The 17,412-nt window shown below is 44.5% G+C and carries 18 protein-coding genes; 5 read left to right on the plus strand and 13 right to left on the minus strand.

The window, feature by feature from the left end; genetic code table 11:
* The first annotated feature begins 33 nt into the window (after nt 1-33).
* From flgG to flgJ, 4 genes are all read left to right on the plus strand, one after another.
* A complete protein-coding gene (gene flgG, locus ICN44_RS09805) occupies nt 34-822 on the plus strand; it encodes a flagellar basal-body rod protein FlgG (protein ID WP_112294522.1) in 789 nt (262 codons plus the stop codon).
* A gap of 62 nt (nt 823-884) precedes the next feature.
* Nucleotides 885-1,523: a flagellar basal body L-ring protein FlgH gene (locus tag ICN44_RS09810; RefSeq protein WP_215307969.1), complete on the plus strand. Its 639-nt coding sequence runs from the start codon at nt 885-887 to the stop codon at nt 1,521-1,523.
* A 120-nt stretch (nt 1,524-1,643) separates the two neighbouring features.
* Nucleotides 1,644-2,720 (plus strand): flagellar basal body P-ring protein FlgI, encoded by a 1,077-nt coding sequence (locus ICN44_RS09815; protein ID WP_255537591.1) that lies wholly within the window; start codon nt 1,644-1,646, stop codon nt 2,718-2,720.
* Nucleotides 2,721-2,740: 20 nt separating this feature from the next.
* The gene (gene flgJ / locus ICN44_RS09820) at nt 2,741-3,757 is read left to right on the plus strand and encodes a flagellar assembly peptidoglycan hydrolase FlgJ (RefSeq protein ID WP_216263804.1); all 1,017 of its coding nucleotides are present in this window, start codon (nt 2,741-2,743) and stop codon (nt 3,755-3,757) included.
* A 28-nt stretch (nt 3,758-3,785) separates the two neighbouring features.
* On the opposite strand, the gene ICN44_RS09825 is transcribed toward flgJ, so the two are convergent.
* Nucleotides 3,786-4,145 carry a hypothetical protein gene (locus tag ICN44_RS09825; protein WP_215282631.1) on the minus strand — a complete coding sequence of 120 codons (360 nt, stop codon included), beginning with the start codon at nt 4,143-4,145 and terminating at the stop codon, nt 3,786-3,788.
* 107 nt (nt 4,146-4,252) lie between these two features.
* Between ICN44_RS09825 and ICN44_RS09830 the strand changes: the two genes are divergently transcribed.
* The gene (locus ICN44_RS09830) at nt 4,253-4,579 is read left to right on the plus strand and encodes a hypothetical protein (protein ID WP_216263805.1); all 327 of its coding nucleotides are present in this window, start codon (nt 4,253-4,255) and stop codon (nt 4,577-4,579) included.
* Between the two features lie 55 nt (nt 4,580-4,634).
* Here ICN44_RS09830 and ICN44_RS09835 read toward each other — a convergent pair whose 3' ends face one another.
* The 12 genes from ICN44_RS09835 to ICN44_RS09890 all read right to left on the minus strand — a co-directional run bounded on the left by ICN44_RS09835 (nt 4,635) and on the right by ICN44_RS09890 (nt 17,331).
* The gene (locus ICN44_RS09835; RefSeq protein ID WP_216263806.1) at nt 4,635-4,925 is read right to left on the minus strand and encodes a hypothetical protein; all 291 of its coding nucleotides are present in this window, start codon (nt 4,923-4,925) and stop codon (nt 4,635-4,637) included.
* Between the two features lie 58 nt (nt 4,926-4,983).
* Nucleotides 4,984-5,874, minus strand: a complete 891-nt coding sequence (locus ICN44_RS09840; protein ID WP_216263889.1) for a flagellar motor protein MotB — start codon at nt 5,872-5,874, stop codon at nt 4,984-4,986.
* Complete coding sequence (locus ICN44_RS09845) at nt 5,858-6,598, minus strand: flagellar motor protein (protein ID WP_096672496.1); 741 nt, start codon at nt 6,596-6,598, stop codon at nt 5,858-5,860. Before ICN44_RS09845 ends, ICN44_RS09840 begins: the two co-directional genes overlap by 17 nt.
* Nucleotides 6,580-7,314, minus strand: a complete 735-nt coding sequence (locus ICN44_RS09850; protein WP_215282630.1) for an RNA polymerase sigma factor FliA — start codon at nt 7,312-7,314, stop codon at nt 6,580-6,582. The genes ICN44_RS09845 and ICN44_RS09850 overlap by 19 nt, the downstream gene beginning before the upstream one ends.
* 3 nt (nt 7,315-7,317) lie before the next feature.
* Nucleotides 7,318-7,854: a hypothetical protein gene (locus ICN44_RS09855; protein WP_216263807.1), complete on the minus strand. Its 537-nt coding sequence runs from the start codon at nt 7,852-7,854 to the stop codon at nt 7,318-7,320.
* Nucleotides 7,847-9,154 (minus strand): flagellar biosynthesis protein FlhF, encoded by a 1,308-nt coding sequence (flhF, locus tag ICN44_RS09860; RefSeq protein ID WP_216263808.1) that lies wholly within the window; start codon nt 9,152-9,154, stop codon nt 7,847-7,849. The genes ICN44_RS09855 and flhF overlap by 8 nt, the downstream gene beginning before the upstream one ends.
* Nucleotides 9,151-11,229: a flagellar biosynthesis protein FlhA gene (flhA, locus tag ICN44_RS09865; RefSeq protein WP_215313806.1), complete on the minus strand. Its 2,079-nt coding sequence runs from the start codon at nt 11,227-11,229 to the stop codon at nt 9,151-9,153. Before flhA ends, flhF begins: the two co-directional genes overlap by 4 nt.
* A complete protein-coding gene (gene flhB, locus ICN44_RS09870; RefSeq protein ID WP_216263809.1) occupies nt 11,226-12,386 on the minus strand; it encodes a flagellar biosynthesis protein FlhB in 1,161 nt (386 codons plus the stop codon). Before flhB ends, flhA begins: the two co-directional genes overlap by 4 nt.
* Before the next feature lie 188 nt (nt 12,387-12,574).
* Entirely contained in the window at nt 12,575-14,515 is a 1,941-nt protein-coding gene (locus ICN44_RS09875; RefSeq protein WP_216263811.1) for a Tar ligand binding domain-containing protein, read from the minus strand.
* 58 nt (nt 14,516-14,573) lie between these two features.
* A complete protein-coding gene (gene motB / locus ICN44_RS09880; protein ID WP_096672503.1) occupies nt 14,574-15,569 on the minus strand; it encodes a flagellar motor protein MotB in 996 nt (331 codons plus the stop codon).
* A gap of 3 nt (nt 15,570-15,572) precedes the next feature.
* The gene (motA, locus tag ICN44_RS09885) at nt 15,573-16,436 is read right to left on the minus strand and encodes a flagellar motor stator protein MotA (RefSeq protein WP_096672504.1); all 864 of its coding nucleotides are present in this window, start codon (nt 16,434-16,436) and stop codon (nt 15,573-15,575) included.
* Between the two features lie 94 nt (nt 16,437-16,530).
* Nucleotides 16,531-17,331: a cyclopropane-fatty-acyl-phospholipid synthase family protein gene (locus ICN44_RS09890; RefSeq protein WP_216263812.1), complete on the minus strand. Its 801-nt coding sequence runs from the start codon at nt 17,329-17,331 to the stop codon at nt 16,531-16,533.
* Nucleotides 17,332-17,412: the final 81 nt, after the last annotated feature.

Here is a 17,412-nt window from a genome sequence, read left to right on the forward strand (position 1 = left end):
GTGTCAAGATGCACCTAAATTAAAGGAAATAAGATGATACGCTCGCTCTGGATTTCAAAAACTGGCCTAGAAGCACAACAAACCCAAATGGATGTGATCTCCAATAACTTGGCGAACGTGAGTACATCTGGCTTTAAAAAATCACGTGCGGTGTTTGAGGATTTGCTCTATCAAACCCTACGTCAGCCTGGCGCCCAATCATCGCAGCAGACCCAATTGCCTTCTGGTATGCAAATCGGTACCGGTGTAAAGCCCGTAGCTACTGAGCGCATCTTTACTCAAGGTAACTTGCAGCAAACTAGCAACAACACTGATATCGCCATTAACGGTAGCGGTTTCTATCAGGTCTTGATGCCAGATGGCACAACCCAATATACCCGTGATGGCAGCTTCCAGATTAATAGCACTGGTCAGCTGGTCACTTCAAGTGGTTATACGATTCAGCCGCCGATTACAATTCCGGCTAATGCTCAGACTGTGACTGTTGCCGCTGACGGTGTGGTTTCTGTCACTTTGCCAAATACTGTTGCGCAAACGCAAATTGGCCAAATTCAGTTGGCAACCTTTATTAATCCAGCAGGTTTGAGTGCAAAAGGTGAGAACCTCTATGCAGAAACTGCAGCCTCTGGTACACCGAATCCATCGAATCCTGGCGCCAATGGCACCGGTGTTTTGGTACAGGGTTTTGTGGAAACTTCTAACGTGAACGTCGTTGAAGAAATGGTCAATATGATCCAAACGCAACGCGCTTATGAAATCAATAGTAAGGCGATTACAACATCCGATCAGATGTTGCAGCGCTTGGCACAATTGGGTGGTTAATTCAAATGCGTTTACCGTTTAATTCTCACTTGAACGCTTTATCTTGCGGCTCTACTATCAAAATGATCAGTGCCATCTCGGCACTATCGATCTTGGGAGCTTGTGCAGTAACGCCCTCGACAATTACGCAAAATCCGGGCCCAGGAACTACCCGTTCTTACGCTGGACAAGCTGCTCCTGGAACTATTTATAGCACTGGGAGCTATCGACCCATTTTTGAAGGTAATCGTGCCCGTGCCGTAGGCGACACTGTCACAATTGTGGTGGCCGAGAGTACTCAGAGTAAAACGACTTTAGATAATTTGTCATCTAAGACTGCATCATCTACTGCTACTGCAAAAGACCAGTTTGGTAATACGGTCAGTCCAACTTGGAGCTGGGCTAATGGTCTTTCAAATGAGAACAAGGGCGGGGGGCAGCAAGACAATACTTTTACAGGCAGCATTGCAGCAACTGTGCTCGAAGTATCACCTAATGGGTACTTAACAGTAGCAGGCGAGAAGCAAATCGGCTTTGATGAAGGTGCACAGTTTATTCGTTTCTCAGGAACGGTTAATCCAAAAATGATTACTGTTAATAATACTGTTGATTCCAATACCGTTGCAGATGCGCGCATTGAGTATCGTACCAATAACACCATTGATAGTTCTTATATGGCGAGTTCCGTAACCCGTTTTTTCAAAACCATGTTGCCTTTCTAATTGCTTATGTTATTGCTAAACAGAACCCATCGTTTTTCATTGTTTAGAGCAGACAAATCACCTCAGTGGCTAAAAAGTCTTGTGGTGTTTTTGGTCATTTGCGCTGGATTTTTGGCAAGTATGGTGATTGCTCCTACTGCACATGCAGAACGTATTAAAGATTTAGCAAATATCCAAGGCGTTCGTAGTAACCAATTAATTGGTTATGGCTTGGTAGTGGGTTTAGATGGAACTGGTGACCAAACTACGCAAACTCCATTCACCCTCCAGAGTACCTTGAACATGTTGCAGTCCTTAGGGGTTACTCTGCCTCCGGGTACTTATTCACAAATTCAGTTAAAAAACGTAGCTGCAGTAATCGTGACTGCCAACTTGCCACCATTTGCGCAAATTGGTCAAAACTTAGATGTCACCGTCTCCGCTATGGGTAACGCAAAAACACTGCGTGGCGGCACACTCTTATTAACACCCTTAAAAGGTGCTGATGGACAGGTTTATGCCATGTCCCAGGGTAACGTCGTGATTGGTGGCGCCAGCGCATCCGCTAACGGTAGCTCAGCAACCATTAACCAGCTCAATGCTGGTCGTATTTCTGCGGGAGCAACGGTTGAAAGAACCATTCCTAATAATTTGTTGGGTATGGAAATGGTGAGCCTTGAGCTAAGGCATTCTGATTTTTCAACCGCCAGTATCGTTACCTCTGCAATTAATAAGCGTTTCGGTAAACCGATTGCATTTGCTCAAGACTCTAGAGTGATTCAGATTGACCCGAATACCGTAGAAAACGGCAACCGCGTGCAATTCTTAGCCGCCCTAGAGAGTATTGATGTGATTCCGGCAAAGGGTGAGGCTAAGGTCATTCTTAATGCGCGTACTGGTTCGATTGTGCTCAATCAAACAGTTGAGCTAGAGAACTGCGCTGTAGCGCACGGTAACTTGACTGTTGTTATCAGCACAACGCCGGTGATTAGTCAGCCAAGCGCATTTTCCAATACGGGTACTACTGTTGAGGCTAAGGTATCCCAAGTTAGTCTGAACCAAGACCCTGGTAATGTGATTCAGTTGGCTGGTGGTGCATCATTATCTGATGTGGTTCGCGGACTCAATGCGGTTGGTGCCACACCGCAAGACTTGGTAGCTATTTTGCAGGCCATCAAAGCAGCTGGTTCGCTACGTGCTGAACTTGAAATCATTTAAGTCATAAAGATAAGAACGCAATGGCATTGCCTAGCAACTCTATTTCGGCGTCTGATGTCAGTAATCAGCTGGCATTAGACACGAATAGTTTATCTAGCCTCAAGAAATCTGCTAAAGAGAACTCGCCTGAAGCCATCAAGGGGGTTGCTAAGCAATTTGAGGCGATCTTTATCAACATGATGCTCAAAAGTATGCGTGAAGCCAGTCCACAGGACGGCCCCTTTAATACTGAGCAAAATAAACTCTACACTTCGATGTTTGATCAGCAGTTGAGCCAAAAGCTCTCATCGGGCAAAGGTATTGGCTTGGCTGATGTATTGGTGAAGCAATTGAGTAAGTCTGCAGGCATTCCAACGGACTCACAGAAGCCAGGGGATGATCCTATCACTTCCAAAGCTTTGGGCCTGAATCGCTTTGATCCTAATACTAGTTCAAAAGTAGCTGCCTATACCTCCATGGCATCTATGTCGAGTACTAAAGCGAGCCCGTCTTTCATGGATAAGGTTTCCAAACTCTTTACGTCGCTAGAGGATGCAGGTGAGGCAATGGCCTCCTCTGTGGGTAGTACTCTGAAAGAAACAGTCAGCTCCTTTACGAACAAAATGGCTGGTTATGCACAGCAAGCTAGTAATGCTACTGGGTTACCAGCACAGTTTATGTTGGGTCAAGCAGCACTAGAGACAGGTTGGGGTAAAAAAGAAATTAAAGGGGCTGATGGCACCCAGAGTAATAATTTATTTGGCATTAAGGCGGGCGGCAGTTGGACGGGTAAAACTGTTTCTGCAGTCACCACTGAATATATCAATGGTGAAAAGCAACAAAGAGTCGAAAAGTTCAGAGCCTACGATTCTTACGCGGATTCATTTAAAGATTTTGCAAACTTGATTTCGAGTAATCCACGCTACCAGAACGTTCTCAACAACCTCGGTAATATCAACAGCTATGCTGACGCAATGGCAAAAGCAGGATATGCCACTGATCCGGATTACGCCAAGAAGTTGGCTAGCGTGATTAAGCGCGTTAGCAATCCCTCTTAGTAAGTTCGGGCGAATCAACCCACTAGGTTTATTGCACCCACTCTTTGAGGGGGACTAGTTGCTCGTCTATAAATGCTTCCATTACGAAGCGATCAGCACCACTAAGATTGGGATTGATATGCTTGCATAATAGAAAAACAATCATTTGAATAGCATTTTTACGAAATTCATGAGGAAACATGACGTTCAATTGCAGATTCGAGGCGGCTAGGACACTTTTGGAGTCAAGGGATTTAAGTTCTGGAATCTGACTCTTTTGACCATCTATCATCTTCACTAAAGCGACTTTATATTCAGCCCCACTGCGCATGGCGTCATTAAAAGCCTGACACAGCAGTCGGGCAGCTCTTTTGTCGGCTACTCTGATTTTAGAGGCACTGGTTTTCATGGGATTTGGGTTATAAAGTCCTGGGATACCGCTTCATTTTAGAAGATGTCATAATGCCATGAATATTAAGATTTAATGTATTCAAAACTATAAAAACTGGACCCTGTATGGCTGCTTTAACCGAATCCGAGCTCATTGAAAGATTATGCAGAACCTTTAATACTCAGTTTTCTGGCAATCGTAATGCCATGCAATCGCTGGCTACGACTATCGAACTCTCAGAAAGCTTGCACCCTGGATTGCGCGGACTGAATGGCAAGAATTTTTTATCCTCATTCACAGATCGTATGAATGTTTGGCACCCAGATGAGGTGAGAGTACTCGTGATTGATATGATGATTCATTTGGTCAAAGAAAAAATCACTACGGATTCATCAAAACAAGCCCTCAACAGAGAGATTGACGGCTACTTATTGCCTATCAAGTTTTGGTAACGCGAGTTGACAGATAATAGCCTAGCAGCTAGGCAAGAAAATAACGATTAACCAGTTATTTTTTGATCGCCATTTCTTTCATCTTATCCCGCATACCTTTTAATTCAAACTCGACGCTTTCTACGCGAGTGCTAACACTGACCACTTTTTCGCGGGTCGATTCAAAAGCATCAATTGCATTACGGGCTTCTGCCTGATTTTCTTCAATGATTCTAAATAATGTCTTGAAGGTTTTTTCTTGCTTATCAATCGCATCACTCAGCTTGACCACGAAAGCAGCAATCCCGATCACCATAATGATCAAGATAATAAAGAGGAGGGGGCCGAGTAGATCAAGGAATGACATAGGGTGAGATTATAGCGTCAGTGTGTTTAGTTGGTTACAGACGGCACTCAAATCAACTTTATTGACTCTTCGTTTCCATAGGCTGATTCTGGGGCTGCACCGCTGGTTGCACTAACTTAGCAGGTGCAATATCGGAACCGGGTTGTTGGACAGAATCGTTCAATAGCAAAATTGAGACCCTTCTATTTTTTGCCTTCCCTACCGCAGTGTCATTTGAATCTATAGGTCTGGATGAGCCAAAACCGGTTGCACTCAAGCGGGATTCGCTAATGCCTTTTTGATTCAAGATATTCAGAACAGTAGTAGCCCTGATAGCGGAGAGCTCCCAGTTGGAGTTAAAGGCTTTGGTATTGATGGGTTGGTTATCGGTATGACCTTCAATATCAATTGCTTGATCACTTTTGGCCAGAATGGGGGCAATTTGGGCAAGCGTATTGAGCGCAGCAGGGCTAGTGACGCTAGCTGAGCCGGGGCTAAATAAATAACTATCAATGATGTCAATACGCACCCCTTTAGAGGTTTGCATTACTCCGATTTTGCCGTCTTCTATCAGTGGTTTTAAGGCCTTAGTTAGGTCTTTCTCAACTCGATTCATCTTCTCGCGCTTGATAAAGGCCATATCACGTTTGAGTCTAATTAGACCCAAGGGGTCAATGAGGATAGGGCTTGCGTCAGTTTGAGTCCCTGCAATATCGCCGTTAGACTTCATTTTGCTAGCTATCTTGTTATCCCCTTCGGTGGCTTGCAATGGTGCAAAGGCGGATATTAGAGAATTAGATAAGGCATCGTACTTTTTTTCATTAATACTGGAGCTGGCATACATCACTACAAAAAACGCAAAGAGCAGGGTAATGAAGTCGGCATAGGAAACTAACCAGCGATCATGGTGTTCGTGATCTTCTGGGCGCTTACGTCGCTTGAGGGGTGGGTTTTTAAAGGAGGTATCCAGACAAACGGTCCTCTATCACCTTGGTGTGTTCGCCATAAGCTATGGATGCTAAAGACTCAACAAGCATCTCGTATTTGGAAACTTCAAGCTGTAATAGCGTTTTGAGCTTGTTGGCAATCGGAATGAAAACCAGATTGGCCAAACCCACACCATAAATCGTCGCTACGAAGGCAATGGCAATACCGCTACCCAGTAAGGTCGGGTCAGAGAGGTTTTCCATTACATGGATTAAGCCCATAACTGCTGCCAAAATACCAATCGTAGGCGCATAACCACCAGCAGAGTCCCAAATCTTGATGGCATTACGCTCATGAAGTTCGTATTGGTAAATATCATTAGCACCGATTTCTTTAATGGTTTGCGGTGGCGCACCATCAATCGCTAAACGTAGGATCTTCTTAACAAAAGGATCGGGAGTCTCAACCATAAAGTTCTCGAGCTTTAAGACACCTTCTTTTCTGACCACCATGCTCCAGTGTGAAATCTCCATCGCCAAAGCCGTGCGTTGATCAACAGGTTCAACAAAGACATATTTGAGTTTGGCAATTCCGCTCCGAAAGTTCACGGGGCGACTTTGCAGTAAGACTGCGCCAAATGTACCAAAGGTCACAATGAAAAAGGCTGAAGGCTGCAGGAGTGATCCAATTCTGCCGCCATCAATCGATTGACCAATCAAAATTCCGATTAGTGCAAGTGCAATACCGCCTAGGCTGGCCCAGTCCATAATTTCTCTTTTAAGGTTGCGCGTATCCGAGCGACTGCTTGGCTATGCATTTGGGAAACACGAGATTCGGTGACGCTCATCACAGCACCAATTTCTTTTAAGTTCAGTTCTTGTTCGTAATACAAGCCCATCAACATTTTTTCACGTTCTGGCAAGGCATCAATCGACTCTTTCAGAGCCTCTTTAAAGTCCCTAGACAGCAGGCCGTTGATGACATCACTTTTATTATTCTGAATAAAGCGATCGAGAAAGTGATCTTCTTCTTCATTCTTATGAACATCTTCAAAGTAGATTAGCTGGTGTCCACCACAGTCAGTCAGAATCTGGAAATAATCGGCAATGTCGATCTTGAGCTTTTTAGCTACTTCGCTTTCGGAAGGGGCTCTGCCAAGACTATGTTGTAAGCTGGCAATCGCTTTTTCAACATCACGCATCTGTTTACGAATATTGCGCGGCAACCAGTCGGCACTGCGAAGTTCATCCATGATGGCGCCATGAATACGTTGAGTCGCATAGGTCTTGAACTGGGCGCCTTGGTTATCTTGGTACTTACCGGCGGCATCTAGTAAACCCATCATGCCTGCTTGGATCAAATCATCTGCCTCAACGCTAGCCGGTAACTTGGCCTTGATTTGATAAGCCATTTTTTTGACTAGGTCGGCGTATTGGTGGACCAGCGTTTCTTTTTGGTCTGTTTTTCCGTCGGCCTTGTACATGATTTATTGAGTGGGGGTTACGCCAAATTGGGGGGTAAAAATAGGGTCTCTTGTCATCGTTTGCGTCATTGCTGGGTATAAGTCTAAAACTACTGGACTTACCCAATTGTTACTAAGTGTACTAAAACCAATGATTTCCAGTTGAATCTGTGAAAAAGTCCGGCTGGCATGCTTTAGGTTACGAAAAACCGTCTTTGCTGTCTCCGCATTTTGGGCGCTGACGATAATGCCAAAAACCCGGTTTTCAGGACTTTTGGCCAGCAACTTAATGATCCCAAATGCCCGCTTTATAGATTCAGAGCTTTGCGCCAATTTGAGTACGATTTCGTGTTGATTTAAGAGTGCCAAGGGGAGCTCCTGAGCCCGGTCTAGGCTCATATCGATAAAGTGAATATTCCGTCCACCGATATCCATAGTTAGGTCTTGTAGAAGCTGACCTTTGCCTTGGGCTAGTTTTGTACTTAAGGCTTTAATTGGGCAAGCCTTGGTTGGCATCAAAATCCGCCTGAGACCTTCTGCTTGATCGCGTGGATTAAGCATATTGAACGTGCCCTTGTGTTATCGCTGTAGATTTGCTGAAAAAAGCAGGCAAGTCTTCTGGTCTGACAATCGAGAGGTGATCACTAGAGTCTTCTTGTTTGAAAGCCTCTTCAATCAAAGCGATTTTATCGACTAGAGCAATGTCTTCTGGAACACGTTGACCATTGGTGAGATACAGGACTTTCAGTTTATTTTGCAGAACCACATTAATAACGCCGCCCAAACCAATTGCTTCATCTACTTTAGTGATGATGCAGCCATCCAAACCTCTGCCAGCAAACGCCTTGCTCACATTATTGAGCGTATCCAAGGTGCCACTAGCATTTAGGCAAATGATTTTTTTGATATCACGTGATGCCTCGCACAGCATATCAAGCTGACTACTAACCATCTTGTCTTTTTGGCTTAAACCAGCCATATCGATGAGGACGAGCTTCTTGTCTTGTAATTTCTCAAGGGTCTGTTGCAATTCTTGAGCATCTTTTGCGGCAAACACTTCAACACCCAAAATCTTGCCATAAATACGCAATTGCTCATGACCGCCAATACGATAAGTATCAGTGCTTACCAAGGCAATGTCTTGATTGCCATGTTTAAGGACAAAGCGTGAGGCAATTTTGGCAATCGTCGTAGTTTTGCCGACACCAGTAGGCCCAAGCAAAGCATAAATACCATGTTGGTTCATGATTTCCGCTTCATTTTCTAGGGCCTGCATATTCTTAGCCAGTAAATTCATTGCCCAAGGCTTGGCTTCTTTAGCCGAAAAATCAGAAGGGAGTTTGCTAATCACGCGTTTAGCCAGATCTAGATTAAAGCCAGCAGATAAAAATTGACTCATCAAATCCCGTTTATTAGGGCTGAACTCAAGGGTGCTATTAGAGAGAGTCTCCAGTTGTGCCTGGAACTGATTGCGCATTTCGCGCATTTCTTTAAGCATCCCCTGAATCTGAGGATGATTGATGATCTCAACGGGCTGCTCTTTAGGCGCTATCACCTCTACATTAGTAGTAGTCAACTCGACAACAGGGGCAGCTACCTTAGAACTAGATCTACCATTGAGTAAATCGACAGTAGCCTGTACCTTTTTGGCTTGCAAGGCTTTTTCCGCTTGTTCCTTAGCAGTAGACACGCTGCCCAGCAGGTTTGAGCCAGGAAGAACGCTGGATTCACTGCGCGCCAAAATTTCTGTCCAGCCGTTAATCGAGCGATTAGAAATAATGGTAGCGTCTTCACCAAGCTCTGCTTTGACTTGCATCAAAGCCTGACGAGTCGTTTTGGCTAGAAATTTTTTCATGGTCATACTGAACCTCCAATTAAGTTGGCAACACGGATAGTTTTGGAATCGGGTAATTCTTCATGAGAGAGCACGCGTAGATTAGGCGTAACCCTCTTCAAAAATTTGGCTAAGGTCGCGCGTAAGGGTGAAGCAACGAGCAATACTGGGGAATGTCCGTTTCTCTCTTGTGCTTTAGCTGCTTCATTCGCTTCGTTGGCAAGGGTTTTAGCAATGCCAGGCTCAATTGAGCTGTTATCGCCAGAGCCAGTCACTGCTTGCATCAATAAACGCTCAAGATTGTTTTCTAATGAAATCACTGACATCTCATTGCTATTAGGGAAGAGCTGTTGCGTAATTGCGCGACCCAATTTGATTCTGACTTTCGCAGTCAGATCGGCAGGATCTTGTGTATGAGGAGCATATTCAATGAGCGTTTCCATGATGGTGCGCATATCGCGGATCGTGACACCTTCAACCAAAAGATTTTGCAGTACTTTTTGTACTACTGAAATCGTCAGTAATTTGGGAATCAGGTCTTCAACCAATTTTGGTGACTCTTTAGCAAGTAGAGTGACTAATTGCTGAACCTCCTGATGTCCCAGTAATTCTGAGGCATGCATCCCAATCACATGATTGAGGTGAGTAGCAATTACTGTACTTGCATCGACTACGGTATAGCCTTTACTTTGGGCGTCTTCGCGTAGTGAATTATCAATCCAGATAGCAGGTAAATCAAACGCAGGATCAGAAGTCACCGGGCCAGGTAGTTCACCAGTCACGTTACCAGGATTAATGGCTAAAAATTGACCGTAGTGGGATTCTCCTTTGGCAACCTCTACGCCCTTAAGCTTAATGACATAGGCAGATGGCTTGAGATCCAGGTTGTCGCAAATATGCACAGGTGGAGTTAAAAAACCCACATCTTGTGCAAACTTTTTACGAAGTGCCTTAATGCGTTTAATGAGATCACCACCGTGACGTGAATCAACCAAGGGAACGAGACGAAAGCCTACTTCAAGACCCAATGCATCGACTGGCATGACATCATCCCAAGTGGCATCAATAGATTCTTGAGCCACTTCTTGGCTTGCATTTGTCTCTGACTCCAGCAATTTTTTAGTTTGATTCTTTAATGAATAAGCAATGCCGGCAAGGGTGGCTGCAAGTAAAAGGAAGGCCAAATTCGGCATGCCTGGAATGAGGCCCATGCCACCAATAATGATGGCTGTAATATTGAGAATCTTCGGATTGGTAAAGAGTTGCTTGGTTAACTGTGTGCCAATATCTTGATTATTCGCAACGCGTGACACCACAATACCGGCCGCAACTGAAATGATGAGCGATGGAATTTGGGCTACTAAGCCATCACCAATAGCCAGTAAAGTGTAATTTTTAACGGCTTCACTAAAGCTTAAATCATGCTGGAGCATGCCAACAATCAGGCCGCCCAGAATATTGATGACGATTACCAGAATGCCGGCTATCGCATCGCCACGAACATATTTCGAGGCACCATCCATGGCACCATAAAATTCAGCTTCTTGACCAATATCTGCACGGCGGCTACGCGCTTCATCTTGACCAATTAAACCTGCATTGAGATCAGCATCAATTGCCATCTGCTTACCGGGCATCGCATCTAAGGTAAAACGAGCACCTACTTCAGCAATACGCCCAGCACCTTTAGTTACAACTGTAAAGTTAATGATGGTCAAGATGATAAAAACTACAATACCAACAGCGTAGTTACCGCCAATCAGGAAGTGTCCGAAAGCTTCGATGACCTTACCAGCGGCAGCAGGGCCTGTATGACCTTCAGTTAACACTAAGCGGGTAGAAGCTACGTTTAAGCTCAAACGTAACATCGTTGTGACTAAAAGCACTGTCGGAAAGGCTAAAAAATCCAGCGGTTTAGCAGTTTGCAGTCCGATCATTAATACCAAGATGGACAGGGCAATATTGAAGGTGAATAAGAGATCCAAGCCAATTGCAGGAATCGGCAAAATCATCATGGCCAGTAACATCACGATGATGATAGGACCTGCAATCGTCTTGCTATTGAGGTTTTTGAGAGACTCTAAAAATTGTGTGAAGTTCATGATGCAAGCTCAAGTTGCTTAGTGTTAGATAGCGGGTCTAATTCATCTGGCACAACAATATTGTGTGGTTGAGTTGGGTAAGCGCCGCTGCGACCATTGAAGTTCTTCACCTGGAACACAAAGGCCAAAATCTCAGCAACAGCGAGGTATAGGGATTCTGGAATTTCTGCATCAAGTTCAGTATTGGCATAAATTGCACGCGCAAGTTTGGGTGATTCCAATATCAAAATTTCATGCTCTTTAGCAATTTCTCGAATACGTAACGCCAAGGTATCTGTCCCTTTAGCTAGGAGCATCGGAGCTCGCATATCACCTTCTTTGTATTGAATGGCAACAGAGTAGTGCGTAGGGTTGGTGATAATGACATCTGCCTTTTGTACATTCGACATCATGCGGCGACGTGACATCTCTCTTTGTTGTTGGCGAATCTTGGCTTTGATTTCAGGGTTACCGTTACCTTCTTTAGATTCTTGCTTTAATTCTTGGCGGCTCATCTTGTGTTTTTCAGCATAGCGATAGAGTTGATAGGGGACATCAACTAATGCAATGACTACTAAAGCACCCACAATAAAAATGAATGCTTTGACAAGAAATAAGCCGGTCTTTGCAAGGCCTACTTCAACTGGAATCAGCGAGAGCGTAATCAGCTGAGGAAAATCTGCAGAAATTACAAAGTAAGCTACTACACCTATCAGGGTTGCTTTAGCAATGGATTTAACGAGCTCCACTAGGGAGTTTTTAGAAAAGAGATTGCCCATGCCTTTGATGGGATCAAGTCTTTCTAAATTGGGTGTGAGTAATTGAGTGCTAAAGTTCCAGCCGCCAACCAATACTGGCGCTGCAAGGGCGGCAATCATTAATGCAAAGCCAAGCGGAGCAAAGGCGATTAATAAGTCGATAACCTGATCAGATAAGCGGCCAAGACCGGCTTCTGGATTGAATGCCAATTTGCTATCAAAAGTCAGACCACTACTCAGCAGGTCTTTTAATGCGGAGTTGAGGTGATAACCCAACCCCCAGACTGACATGCCGGCAGTAAACAGCAAGACGCAAGTCGCCAATTCCTTGGAGCGAGGAACGTCACCCTCTTCGTACGCTTTTTCTAGTCGCGTCGACGAGGCCTGTTCTGATTTTTCTAAATCGCTTTCTTCTGCCACCGCTACACCTTAAAAGGATTAAATTGCTGATAAATGATTTTCAGCGAGCAGGGCTTAAATGAATTGCTGGAAAAGGGGGGTGAACCCCCCTTAATTCAAGCTTCTAAAACCCAGTTTATTGGCAATGGAAGGCCAAAAACATCCGATTTAGAGTGACTGTTGGGTATAGCGACGACCTTAGATGGGGCTTAAAACAGCTTCCAGTCAGGGTCTTTTTCAGCAGGATTTGCTGCGGGATTTTCAAGTTCTGGACTCTTTGGCGCATCAAGTGAAGTAGTCTTGACAGGGGTATTTTGAGGCGCTGAAACTGTCAAATGACCAAAAGTCTCAGCTAAAGCATTGGCATGTTGCAAGAGCATTTCCCCGCTGAGAGCCGTATCTTTCATGGTTTCGACATTTTTCTGGGCAATTTTTTCGACCTGGGACACGGCGCCATTCACCTCGTAGAGGTTCAGGCTCTGATCTAAAGAGGCGGTCGTAATGTTGGCGCTCATATCAGCAACATATTGCGTGGAGCTGGCAATACGCTCAACGACCTTATTAATGCCATCTATTTTCTCAGAAGGAATTCCTGCCTGAGCTACTTCGGTACTTAGGGCGTTAGCCATTTCTGTACTGGATACTGCCATGAGCCGAACTTGCTTAGCGTTTTCAGCATTTTGTTTAGTGCTTTCACCCAAACCTTGCATCTTCAGGTTTGAGTTTTGCAAGACTTGAGCCTGCTCTTGTGCGCCTTTGATCAGGCTTGCATGGTAAAGCGTTAATTCCTTAGCTAGCTTCTGAATTTCTACCCCTTGAACTTGGGCAATACTACTGAACTCTTCCATTTTATCTAGCAGTTGATTCATGGTCTTGTTGAGTAAATTGACTTCTTCCAGTTCGCTATCAACGGATAGCCGTTTACTTAGATCATGGTTTTGCAACGCTGCTGGAATGGTTTGAGCTTGCGCTAAAGCTTTTTGGAGTGCTTGCTCAATAGTGCGCTGCGCAGATTCAGATGCTTGACCTTTTTGCATTGCCAGATCAATAGTAGTGTTGAGTTCTTGAGCGAATTCATAAAAAGCACCGCGATGCTGATCTGCATCTCGGCGGCCTAAGAGTTTGCCGTCTTGCAGGGCGGCGTTCAAAATGCTGGTATCCAGTATGAACTGTTTCCACTCACCCTGAATCGCTTTAATGGCCGCCATTGCACTGCTATGATCACCTGCACTCAATGCAATGCGGTAATCTAATTGGCCGCTAGCGATATAGCCTGCAGCCTTCGTTAATTCTTCAGGACTAGCGCCTAAACTATGTTTGAGAGTTCGAGAGATTTGAGCAGCCAGGCTCAGCATGATTAGCATGCCGACAGCAATAATCATCAGCTTGTCAGTTGGCAAGCTGTTGTTGGAAGAGGGGGCGCTTGATTTTGCTGAGGGAGTATCTAAGGAAGCTTCGTTTGGCCGATTGGCTGGCTCACTTACAGAAGTTACGGGAACCGAAGGGGCTGCAGGATTCACTTCAGCAACACTTTTCTTTTGTAAGGCAATTAGTTTTGCGCTCGCTTGTGCCTTGATAAGAGCATCTAGATCTGTCATCACTTGCGTTTGCAAGCCTTGAGTGCGAGCGAGTAATGCGCTGGCTTGCGATAAATAATTGACTTGCAAAAGGTCAACGGCAGGTTTGATAGATTGGTTAACCAGCTTGTCAAAATCGCTTGTAAATTGGCTTGCTACCGTTTTTTCTTCAGCGCTTAAAGGCTGCGCTAAGAAGGACTGCCACATAGCATTCATCTGTGCAAGATCTTGAGTGACGCGTTCCGCTAGATTACGCACTTCCTCTGAGACGGGATCAGGAGATTTTTTCTCTGCGTATGCGGTATTTAAAAAAATACGATTTTGTGCAATCAGCTCTTTGAGCTTATTTAAATCAACAGGTGCAGGCGTATCCACTTTTGGTGATTCAGATGCAGTGTTTGTTGATGATGAAGAGCTTGACGACTTTAAAGTTATCTTGAATTCTGGAGTCCAGCTTTGGGTATTGATTAAGAGCAAGCCTGCCATAACAAGCGCGGTCAATAACATGCCGAGCAGGCTAACCTTGACTGGCAAGTAAGGAAGTTTCGAAAGTCCGGTATTGAGTTTGATCATGATTTACATTATTACAAATAAACGGAAGGGTAAATAACTCAATTGAAGTGGCAAAGCCTCAGGGTTTAACTTCTGTCTTAGCGGCTGGCTTCACATCTGGCTTGGCGTCTACCTTAGTGGTTGGCTTTGCCTCAGGGGCTGAAGTTGGGGCGCTTTTAGGGCCTGAAGCTTGTATACCTTTTTGTACCCCTTCAGCATTACCAGCTTCAATGGACATATTTTTCTCTATGCGCTCTTGCGCTTTTTTGTTCATCACAATAATGGAGATGCGGCGATTAATGGGGTTTAGTGGATCTGTCTTGTCATATAAAACTGCAGAAGAAAGACCAATCACTTGGAGTAATTTAGTTTCGTCCATACCGCCGTTAACCAATTCTCGCCTGGCAGCATTCGCTCTGTCGGCAGACAGTTCCCAGTTGCTATAAGACTTTTCTTTATTAGGGAAGGGCAATGCATCGGTGTGACCAGACAAAGTAAGTTTGTTCTCAACACCATTGAGTGACTTGCCAATCGTTTTCATAATCTCCCGCGCATAAGGCTGGAGTTCATCATCGGATAAGGCAAACATGGGTCTTTTCAGGTTATCCACAATCTGAATACGTAAACCGTCATCAGTAATATCAATGAGAATTTGTTTTTTCAAGCTTTGCAGTTGTGGGTTATCTTGAATAACAGATTCCACTTTGGTTTTCAGTTGCTTGAGGCCCTCCTCATCCAGCATCTTTTGTGGAGATTTATCGCTGTTGTCATCTGCTTTAGAAACTTCACCGTCTTTACGCGTCAGATCTTTACCGCCACCAACGAAAATACCACTTGAACCAGTAGTGCTAGGACCTGTGGAGACTATCTTTTCAATCGGCATCTTGAAATATTCAGAGATGCCTTTTAAATCTTCCTTAGAGACTGATGCTAAAAGCCACATCAACAGGAAGAAGGCCATCATGGCGGTTACGAAGTCTGCATACGCAATCTTCCATGCACCTCCGTGTGCCCCACCAGCCACTTTTTTAATGCGTTTTACAACAATGAGAGGCTTTTCTTCTTTAGTAGCCATGGATTAACGCGTTTTAGCGCCTTTAATATATTCTTCGAGCTCCAGAAACTCAGGACGTTCGGTTGAGTTCAATACCTTACGTCCAAACTCTACTGCAATCGTTGGTGCATAACCATTTAAGCTGGCTAGCAAAATGATCTTAGCGGTCTGTAGCATCTTAGAAGATTCATTCAGCTTTTGTTCTAGGATAGTTGCCAATGGGCCAACGAATCCGTAGCAAAGCAAAATACCCAAGAACGTTCCCACTAGCGCATGGGCAATCATGACGCCCAACTCATTGTTTGAAACTTGGCCAACTGAGGACATCGTGTGGACCACGCCCATCACGGCCGCCACAATACCAAAGGCTGGCATACCGTCGGCCATTTTTGCAACAGCATGACAGACCGCATGACCTTCATTGTGATGTGTCTCAATGTCCACATCCATGAGGTTTTCAATTTGAAATGGCTCCATATTGCCTGAGAGCATCATGCGTAAGTAATCGCATAAAAAGTCCATCAAATGATGGTCTTTCATAATCTTTGGGTATTTGGTGAAGATGGCGCTGTTCTCTGGATTTTCAACGTCTTTTTCGATGGCCATCATGCCGTCTTTACGAATCTTGGTCAAAAACTCAAACATCATTGCCAGCAAATCTAAATAGAGGGCTTTGCTGTAGCTCGATGGAGCAATCACAGTTGGCAAAGCTTTCACTGTTGCTTTAATGGTTTTCATATCATTGCCGACCAAAAAAGCACCAAATGCAGCGCCCCCAATCATCAATAATTCGATTGGCTGGAGGAGGGCTGCGAGATGTCCGCCGGCCATCGCAAATCCACCGAAGACTGAGAAAATAACGACTACATAACCAATGATGACAAACACTAGAAGCCCCTTTTTGCCTGAATAACAGAAGAATACCTGTAATTACGACATTTAATTGCCTGAATAAAGCATGATTATGGCGCCTGTCTTCCCGTTAAGTAGGGCGATATTGGCCAATGACGTAGACAAAGCATTCGCGCTGGTCTGAGCTAAAGCCCATTTTCTGTGATTCATCAATGCCAGGGACGGGAAATTCATGGCTAATTAAGAGGCTTTCGCTATTCATCTCCAAAAGGGCCTTGTCCCAGAGTTCGGGCATTGCTGCAGGAGAAAGGTAGGCAAAAATCAGGTCATAGTCGGAAAAATTCACTTTTTCATAGTTGCCTAGACGAAAGCGAACCCTAGAAGTAAAGAATTTGGCTTGTATAAGACTTATAAGCCAGGGCAAAGGCGCTATCTCAATGCCCTCAACCCGAGATTCTGGTCGTAATTGGGCTATGCGGAGTGCAAAATTGCCTAGACCGCTGCCAATTTCCAGAATTCTGAGCTTTTTGCCCGGTAAAAGTTCAGAAACTGCAGTCCAAACCTCGGGTTTGGAGGGGTAAAAAGGCACTTGAGTGATAAAAACTGACCAAAAGAGGGCTCCAGTAAAGATGAAACCCGCTAAAAAGTAGCTGGTGGGAATGTGTAGTTCCAATGCCGCCCAAATAGCTAGTGGGAAAAAAAGTTGAATATAGCGCCACCAGTGCGCCATTTTAAATTGAGCGCTTAAAAAATAGGCAAATATACCTTGCGCTACAAATAAGCATGCCAGGCTGGGAAGCCATTTATAGAAATGAAAGCCCAGTTGTATTAAAAGCCAGCACAGGGTGGCAGCCAAAATAAAAGCAATACCCTGAACGAGAAGGGCAATAAGAGCAGGCGGAGCCTTACTAAAACCAAAATACCTTGCCATCAAAACTTCAGTTTTTAAAAATCATTTAAGTAAATCCTCATCAATTGCAATTTTGAGCCGTAAAGGGAATATATAGGAATC

The organism is Polynucleobacter sp. JS-Fieb-80-E5, assembly GCF_018882015.1.
Classification (GTDB): domain Bacteria; phylum Pseudomonadota; class Gammaproteobacteria; order Burkholderiales; family Burkholderiaceae; genus Polynucleobacter.